This window comes from Oleiphilus sp. HI0086 (assembly GCF_001635225.1).
The window spans coordinates 1-837 of the sequence record NZ_LWFZ01000213.1 but is presented as its reverse complement, the minus strand read 5'-3'; the positions used below and the strand labels follow the sequence as shown (position 1 = coordinate 837).

Annotated in this window: 1 protein-coding gene; it reads left to right on the top strand. The window is 41.7% G+C overall.

Annotation, left to right across the window (positions count from 1 at the left end):
- Positions 1 to 837: hypothetical protein (locus tag A3756_RS27105; protein WP_197481124.1), on the top strand; the 837-nt coding region annotated here is incomplete at both ends.

Sequence of the window (837 nt, the reverse complement as noted above, 5' to 3'; positions counted from 1 at the left end):
GGCTAGCCATAATGAGCACCTTGATATTGTCTTAGATGACTTTCATAACATTGATAGTAAGGAATGCCTGAACCAGTTCGCCTACTTTGTCGATTTTCTGCCACCTTCTGTTCAAATTATCATCACATGCAGGTTCGAACCTTCGCTTCCGATCTCTCGTTGGAGTGTAAAAAACTGGGTAGACCAAATACAATCATCAGACTTGGCCTTCTCTATTGAAGAATCTAAAGCTTTTCTTCTTGATTATATGAATCTATCGTTAAGTGATGCGCAAGTAGACTCCTTGTTTGCATCCAGTGAGGGCTGGATAGCCGCATTACAACTTGCAGCGCTATCCGCCGTCTCCACTCCCAAGGCTGACCAGTCGCTCATATCTGTAGATAGGCTTCTTTCAGATGATAGGCATCTGAGCGAATATATTGTGAGTGAAATTCTCTCTCAACAGCCGCAAAATGTTTCAGACTTCTTATTGAGGTCTTCATGTTTACTCCGCTTAAACGCGCAGCTTTGCGACTCGATGCTTAATATCCAGGGTTCTGCGAAGATACTTGACCACCTTTATAGAGCAAACCTCTTCATTACCCCCTTAGATAATGAACATAGCTGGTACCGTTATCATGAGATGTTTAGAGAGTCGCTCCTTCGAAAAATTAAAGTAGAGCAACCAACACTTCTAGAAACATTGCAGAAAAGCGCTATTGAGTGGCTTGTCACGCATGAACAAGCCCATGAAGCGATAGAGCAAGTTGTTCAACTTCAAGATTGGGATCTTTTAATACAATTGCTTGAAAAAAATGGTAACAACCTAATACATGAAGGGCATCACTTACTCGTTTT